Origin of the sequence: Branchiibius sp. NY16-3462-2, from assembly GCF_001594145.1 — a bacterium.
GTDB lineage: Bacteria > Actinomycetota > Actinomycetes > Actinomycetales > Dermatophilaceae > Branchiibius.
In genome coordinates this window covers 243564-250112 of the sequence record NZ_LVCF01000040.1, presented here as the reverse complement: position 1 = coordinate 250112, position 6549 = coordinate 243564, and the positions used below count along the sequence as shown (strand labels likewise).

General features: G+C 67.3%; 5 protein-coding genes. 4 read left to right on the top strand and 1 reads right to left on the bottom strand.

What is annotated here, in order from left to right; translation table 11 throughout:
• The 3 genes from infB to AZH51_RS14675 all read left to right on the top strand — a co-directional run.
• Positions 1-2351 (top strand): translation initiation factor IF-2 (gene infB, locus AZH51_RS14685; RefSeq protein ID WP_291525571.1); only part of this gene is annotated, 2351 nt, incomplete at its 5' end.
• Between the two features lie 122 nt (positions 2352-2473).
• Positions 2474-3820 (top strand): MFS transporter, encoded by a 1347-nt coding sequence (locus tag AZH51_RS14680; RefSeq protein ID WP_291525569.1) that lies wholly within the window; start codon positions 2474-2476, stop codon positions 3818-3820.
• The gene (locus AZH51_RS14675; RefSeq protein ID WP_291525567.1) at positions 3817-5229 is read left to right on the top strand and encodes an aspartate aminotransferase family protein; all 1413 of its coding nucleotides are present in this window, start codon (positions 3817-3819) and stop codon (positions 5227-5229) included. Before AZH51_RS14680 ends, AZH51_RS14675 begins: the two co-directional genes overlap by 4 nt.
• Position 5230: 1 nt before the next feature.
• Here the strand turns inward: AZH51_RS14675 and AZH51_RS14670 are convergent, their stop codons facing one another.
• Positions 5231-5614, bottom strand: coding sequence for a VOC family protein (locus tag AZH51_RS14670; RefSeq protein WP_291525564.1), 384 nt, complete (start codon positions 5612-5614; stop codon positions 5231-5233).
• 53 nt (positions 5615-5667) lie between these two features.
• Between AZH51_RS14670 and AZH51_RS14665 the strand changes: the two genes are divergently transcribed.
• The gene (locus tag AZH51_RS14665; RefSeq protein ID WP_291525562.1) at positions 5668-6543 is read left to right on the top strand and encodes an AraC family transcriptional regulator; all 876 of its coding nucleotides are present in this window, start codon (positions 5668-5670) and stop codon (positions 6541-6543) included.
• Positions 6544-6549: the final 6 nt, after the last annotated feature.

Here is a 6549-nt window from a genome sequence, read left to right as displayed (position 1 = left end):
CACGACAGGGTGGTTCGGCCCCGCGTCCCGGTGGTGCCCGTCCCGGCAACAACCCGTTCGCACCTCGTCAGGGGATGCAGACCGGCGGTTCGCCACGACCCGGTAACAACCCGTTCGCCCCGAACCAGGGCATGCCCCGTCCGGCCGCCGCGCGCGGTGCCGGAGGTGCCGCAGGCCCCCGTCCGGCCGCTCCGCGTCCCGGTGGCGCAGGTCGTCCCGGCGGCGCTGGTGCCGGTGCTGGTGGTCCCCGTCCGAACCCGGGCATGATGCCCGGTCGGTCCGCTGTCGGTGGTCCTGGCGCTGGTCGCGCCGGTGCCGGCGGCCGTGGTGGCCCCGGCGGTGGCAACCGTGCAGGTGGCGGTGGCGGTTTCGCCGGCCGTCCCGGTGGCGGTGGCAACCGTCCCGGTGGTCGCGGTGGCACCCAGGGTGCGTTCGGGCGTGGCGGTGGAAAGGTCCGCGGCCGCAAGTCCAAGCGCGCCAAGCGCCAGGAATTCGAGCAGATGCAGGCGCCCACCATCGGTGGCGTCAGCGTTCCGCACGGTGACGGCAAGACCGTGGTGCGCGTGCGCCGCGGGGCCACCCTCAGTGACTTCGCCGACCGCATCGACGCCAACCCGGCATCGCTGGTGACGGTGCTCTTCCACCTCGGCGAGATGGCCACGGCCACCCAGTCGTTGGACGAGGACACCTTCAAACTGCTCGGCGCCGAGCTCGGGTACAACATCGAGGTCGTCTCGCCCGAGGACGAGGAGAAGGAGCTGTTCAGCGCCTTCAACATCGACCTGGATGCCGAAGCAGAGGCCGAGGACGAGTCCGACCTGCAGCCGCGGCCGCCGGTCGTGACCGTCATGGGTCACGTCGACCACGGTAAGACGCGCCTGTTGGACGCGATCCGTAACGCCGACGTCGCCGAGGGGGAGGCCGGTGGCATCACCCAGCACATCGGTGCCTACCAGGTGCACACCAACCACGAGGGCGAGGACCGCGCGATCACCTTCATCGACACCCCCGGTCACGAGGCGTTCACCGCCATGCGTGCCCGTGGTGCGAAGGTGACCGACATCGCGATCCTGGTGGTCGCCGCGGACGACGGTGTGATGCCGCAGACGATCGAAGCGTTGAACCACGCCCAGGCGGCCGATGTGCCGATCGTGGTCGCGGTCAACAAGATCGACGTCGATGGTGCCAACCCGGCCAAGATCCGCCAGCAGCTGACCGAGTACAACCTGGTTGCTGAGGAGTACGGCGGCGACACCATGTTCGTCGACGTGTCGGCCAAGCAGGGCCAGAACATCGACGCGCTGCTCGAGGCGGTCCTGCTGACCGCTGACGCCGCGCTCGACCTGCGCGCCAACCCGGACAAGGACGCTCGCGGTGTGGCCATCGAAGCCAACCTGGACCGTGGCCGCGGAGCCGTCGCGACCGTGCTGGTGCAGTCCGGCACGTTGCGCGTCGGAGACGCGATCGTGGCCGGTACGGCGCACGGTCGCGTCCGTGCGCTGCTGGACGAGCACGGCAAGAACCTCACCGAGGCCGGTCCGTCGCGACCGGTGCAGGTGATGGGTCTGGCGTCCGTCCCGCGCGCCGGTGACACCTTCATCGTGGCACCGGACGACCGCACCGCCCGCCAGATCGCCGAGCGCCGCGAAGCCGCGGACCGTCAGGCATCGCTGGCCAAGGCGCGCAAGCGGATCAGCCTGGAGGATCTGAACCAGGCGCTGGAGGCCGGCAAGGTCGACACGCTGAACCTGATCCTCAAGGGCGACGTGTCCGGTTCGGTGGAAGCGCTCGAGGACGCTCTGCTGCAGATCGACGTCGGCGACGAGGTCGACCTGCGGATCATCGACCGTGGCGTGGGTGCCATCACGATGAACAACATCAACCTGGCGGTCGCGTCCAACGCGATCATCATCGGCTTCAACGTTCGCGCGGAGGGGCAGAACGCGGAGTACGCCGACAAGGAAGGTGTGGAGGTCCGCTACTACTCGGTCATCTACCAGGCGATCGAGGAGATCGAGGCTGCGCTCAAGGGCATGCTCAAGCCGGAGTACGAGGAAGTCGAGCTGGGTACGGCGGAGATCCGCGAGATCTTCCGCTCCTCCAAGTTCGGTAACATCGCCGGTTCGATCGTGCGCAGCGGCGAGATCAAGCGTGGGTCCAAGGCCCGCATCACCCGCGAAGGCGTCGTGGTGTCCGAGGACGTCGAGGTGGCCGGTCTGCGGCGCTTCAAGGACGACGTCACCGAGGTCCGCGAGGGCTTCGAGTGCGGTATCAACCTCGGGTCCTACAACGACCTGCAGATCGGTGACTTGATCACGACGTACGAACAGCGCGAGAAGCCGCGCGACTGATCTTGTTGCAGTAGTTCGGTAAACGGCGGTTCCTCGGAGATTTCATCGCGAATTTCTCCGAGGAACCGCCGTTTTCCGATCTTGTACCACCGTCTGACCGATAGCCGGATACGGTGACGGCCATGTCGGACACTGCTGCGCCGTTGCCGAAGCGGATCCTCAACGGCTACGGCCTGGGCAGTATCGCCACCGGGACCTTCGGCACCGTGCCCGGTCTGCTGCTGCTGCCCTATCTGACCGACGTTCTCGGAATCGCTGCAGGAGTGGCCGCGTTCATCGTCTTCGTCCCCAAAGCGTGGGACGTGGTGATGAATCCGTTGGCCGGGCGCATATCGGACCGGTCCACGAATCCTGCCGGCCGACGCCGACCGTTCCTGCTCAAAGGCGGCCTGGCGCTCGCGGTCTTCTTCGCGTTGATGTTCGCCGGACCGACGTCCCCGAAGGGCCTGGCCGGGGCCTGGGTCGTCGCGCTGTTCGTCCTGTGCGCCACGGCGTACGCCTTCTTCCAGGTGCCCTACATCGCGATGCCCGCCGAGATGACTGAGGACTACCAGGAGCGCACCCGCCTGATGACACCCCGGGTGATCATCATCGCGGTCGCCATTCTGATCTCCGGTGCCACCGCACCGTTGGTGGTCAACGCGTTCGGTGAGAAGACCGCCGCCGGATACCGGGCCATGGGGCTGTACGTCGCGTTGCTGCTGGCGCTCGGAGTGATCGGTGCGTGGTGGGCGACCAAGGGTGCCCCTGAACGACAGTCGGTCTCCGCCGAGGGCGGGATCAAGGAGCAGTTGGCCGCGGTCGCCGGCCACCGGGACTTCCGGGCGCTGCTGACCTCGTTCGTGATCCAGTCGCTGGGCGTCGGGCTGATGCTGGCCGGTGTCGCCTACGTCGCGGAGGACCTGCTGCACAAGAAGGCGGCAGCGTCGCTGCTCTTCGCGGCCTTCGTCGGACCTGCGTTGCTGGTGACGCCGCTGTGGGCGAAGTACGCGCACCACCGCGGCAAGCTGTCCGGCTTCCGGGTGGCCAGTGTCCTGATGGTCCTGGGGATGCTCCTGTTGTTCGTCGCCCTCCCCGCTGTGCACGCCCTTGTCTATGTGGCGGCCGCTCTCGTCGGGATCGGCTATGCGGGAGGTCAGATCCTGTCGCTGGCCATGTTCGCCGACGCCGCCGGACACGATCCGAGTGGTCGGAACGAGAACCGGGTCGGTGTGTTCAGCGGTGTGTGGACAGCCGGGGAGACGTTGGGGCTGGCGCTCGGGCCGGCCATCTTCGCCATCGTGCTCGCGATCGGCGGCTATCTGTCCTCGACGGCTGAACACACCGTGACTCAACCGGATTCGGCGCTCTGGGCGATCCGCATCGGCTTCACCCTCGTCCCCGCCGCACTGGTGCTGATCAGCCTCATCCCGCTGCGCGCATACCGTCTTGATGAGCGGTTGGCGCACCGTGCGACGATCACCTCGTGAGTGTTGAGGACATCCTCCAGGAGTTGGAGGGACTGCGTGCCGCGGATCTGCCCACCCATGGCGGGCGCACGTTGGCCTACGTCTACGACTCCGGGGTAGCGGAGGCCGACGAGTTGGGCCGGGCGGCGCTGGCGATGTACGGCGGCACGAACGGCCTGGACCCCACCGCGTTTCCGAGTCTGCTGCAGATGGAGCGGGATCTGATCGACTTCGCCCGTCCGATGTTCCACGGCGGTGAAGAGATGGTCGGGACCGTGACCTCTGGCGGGACTGAGTCGATCCTGCTGGCGGTCAAGACCGCGCGGGACGCGGCGGGCGTCGACAAGCCCGTGATCGTCGTACCGGACACGATCCACGCGGCCTTCCACAAGGCGGCGCACTACTTCGGGGTCGAACGGGTGAGCGTGCCGGTGGACCCAGCGACCTTCCGCGCGGACCCGGCGGCAATGGAGGCGGCACTGGAGGAGTACGCCGATCGCGTGGTCCTCGTCGCGGTGTCCGCCCCGTCGTACGCCCAGGGCGTGCTCGACCCCGTGCAGGAGATCGCCGAACTGACCCGACCGCGCGGCATCCGGCTGCACGTGGATGCGTGCATCGGCGGCTGGGTGCTGCCATGGGCGGACGGTCTGCCGCAGTGGGACTTCGCCGTCGAGGGAGTGACCAGTATCTCGGCCGACCTGCACAAGTACGCGTACACGCCCAAGGGTGTTTCCCTTCTGCTGCATGCAGATCCAGGCCATCGACGCGCACAGTTCTTCGCCAGTGCGGACTGGCCGGGCTACACGATGCTGAACTCAACGGTGCAGTCCACTAAGTCGGGTGGACCGCTCGCGGCGGCCTGGGCAGTCGTGCGCTACTTCGGTGCGGAGGGGTACCAGCGGCTGACACAGGAGGCGCTGGCCGGGACGCGTGCGGTGGTCGAGGGAGTGAGCGCGATCGACCACCTACACGTTGTGGCCCCACCGGATTCGACCCTGGTCGCCATCGGTGCCGATGAGGCGCTGGATGTGTTCACGCTGAGTGATCTGATGCTGGAGCGCGGATGGTTCGTGCAGCCGCAGATGTCGTTCAAGCAGTTTCCGGCGACCCTTCACGTGAGTCTCTCGGCAGCAACGGCCGCGTCCGTGCCGGACTTCCTTGCGGCGCTTCGTGATTCGGTTCAGGTAGCGGTGGCAGCTGCTCCGATCAAGGTCGATCCCGCGCTGCGGGAGGCGGCGGCCGCGATCGATCCGGCGACGCTGGACGATGCGACGTTCGACGCGCTGTTGCAGATCGCCGGCCTTGCCAGCGGGGATGGCGAGGTGGCCGCGCCGGAGCGGATGGCACCGGTCAACGCGCTCCTCGACGTGGCGCCGCCAGCGGTACGCGAGGCGCTACTGGTTGCTTTCCTGGATCGCCTGTCGCGCTGACTCAGCCCCAGTTGGCCAGGTTGGTCACGCAGAACGGGTGACCGGCGGGGTCCAGCAACACCGTCCAACGATCCTCTCCGGGCTGGAAATCCGGCTTCGTCGCGCCGAGTTCGACGCAGCGGGCGACCGTGGCATCGACGTCCTCGGCACCCAGGTCCAGGTGGAACTGCTTGGTGCCGTCGTTGGGCCAGGCCGGTCGTTGGAAATCGGGTGTCGTCCCGAAACCGAGCGCGTTCCCGTCGCCCTTCAGCATGGCGTACCCATCACCCTCGTACGCAACCTCCCACCCGAGGACTGCTTGGTAGAAATCGGACATCGCCTTCGCGTCGGGGCAGTCGATGCTCACCATGGCGAGCGTTGCGGCGGCTGGGGCGTTCGATGACATGTCAGTCCTTCGCTCGGCGTACGTTGTCGGACCACTCTCCTACGCTCACGGTGATGGCAACTAGGACAAACCCGACACACCTGGCCGAGCGCGGAGTGCTTCTCGACCCGGCGGGCTTCGCGCAGCACGCGACGCTGCAGCGCTGGATCTCGCAGGAGCACGCGGAGTTCGTCGAGCACTACTGGTCGGTCTCCTGGGACCTGCCGGCCGGAACCAAGTACGTCGCCTCCCTGGTCCCGGTGTCGGCGGTGAACCTGACGGACGAGTGGGGCGGCTCGATCCGGCACGGCGCCGAGCGTCCGGGTTCTTACGTGACAGGGGTCGTCAGCCGACGTCGTTTCGATGTGACGCTGTTCGGGTGGGGCCACGTGGTGGGCGTCCGCTACCGACCGGGCGCGTTCTCGGTGATCACCGGGATCGACGCAAGTACCCTGCGGGACAAGACGTTTCGTGCAGAGAAGTACGTCGACCGCATGGACCCGTTGGAGGGCGTCGCCCCGCGAAACCCTAACGCGGGATTCATGCTCGACTCGTTTGTGGGGAACCAGATCGCCAGATACGTCTACGACCTCGACGGGGCACGCAGCCTGCTGTCCCGGCTCGCCGTCATCGACGCGGCTGAGGCGGGCTCCGTGGCCGACCTGGCCGATCAGGTGGATCTTTCCGAGCGCTCCCTCGAGCGCTTGAGCAACGCCTACATCGGCGTAGGGCCGAAGTGGCTGCTCATGCGACGCCGGGTCCATCGATCGCTTGAACGGTTGAACACCGCTGACTACGAAGACCTTTCGAGTCTTGCGCATGATCTCGGCTGGTTCGACTACGCGCACTTCAGCCGGGAGTTCAAGCGGATAGTTGGTCAGACTCCCCGGGCGTACGTCGCAAACCTCACGAGGGAGCCGCACCAGCGGAGCGAGGATGCACTGCTGTGACGTAAG

Coding starts and splice junctions, on each gene's coding strand:
- AZH51_RS14680 (WP_291525569.1), top strand. CDS start 2,474: ATGTCGGACACTGCTGCGCCGTTGCCGAAGCGGATCCTCAACGGCTAC.
- AZH51_RS14670 (WP_291525564.1), bottom strand. CDS start 5,614: ATGTCATCGAACGCCCCAGCCGCCGCAACGCTCGCCATGGTGAGCATC.
- AZH51_RS14665 (WP_291525562.1), top strand. CDS start 5,668: ATGGCAACTAGGACAAACCCGACACACCTGGCCGAGCGCGGAGTGCTT.